The organism is Nocardia sp. JCM 34519.1 (genome assembly GCF_020361265.1).
Taxonomy (GTDB): Bacteria; Actinomycetota; Actinomycetes; order Mycobacteriales; family Mycobacteriaceae; genus Nocardia; species Nocardia arthritidis_A.
On the sequence record NZ_JAIRBR010000054.1, the window covers coordinates 1 to 600 of the forward strand.

Annotated in this window: 1 protein-coding gene; it reads right to left on the reverse strand. The window is 63.3% G+C overall.

Features of this window, described 5'->3' with window-relative positions; all coding sequences use genetic code 11:
* A partial coding sequence (locus LGY53_RS43375; RefSeq protein WP_305082749.1) for a Clp protease N-terminal domain-containing protein occupies positions 1-599 on the reverse strand: 599 nt, incomplete at its 3' end.
* Position 600: the final 1 nt, after the last annotated feature.

Consider the following 600-nt stretch of genomic DNA (forward strand, 5'->3'; position numbering starts at 1 on the left):
ACCTGCATGACCCGCTCGATCTCCTTCGAACGGCCGATCACCGGATCCAGCTTGCCCTCCAACGCCGCCTGGGTCAGGTTGCGGCCGAACTGGTCGAGCACCAGCGACGTGGACGGGGTGCCCGCCTCACCGCGCGAACCGGATTCGACCGGCTCCTTACCCTGATACCCGGACAGCAACTGAATCACTTGCTGGCGCACACGATTCAGATCCGCCCCCAACTTCACCAGCACCTGCGCCGCCACACCCTCACCCTCACGGATCAGGCCCAGCAGAATATGCTCGGTACCGATGTAGTTGTGGCCCAGCTGCAACGCCTCCCGCAGACTCAGCTCCAGCACCTTCTTCGCCCGCGGGGTGAACGGGATATGACCGGACGGAGCCTGCTGACCCTGCCCGATAATCTCCTCCACCTGACTACGGACACCCTCCAGCGAAATGCCGAGCGACTCCAACGACTTGGCCGCGACACCCTCACCCTCATGAATCAGCCCCAGCAGGATGTGCTCGGTACCGATGTAGTTGTGGTTGAGCATCCGGGCCTCTTCCTGGGCCAGGACAACGACACGCCTCGCGCGGTCGGTGAACCTCTCGAACATC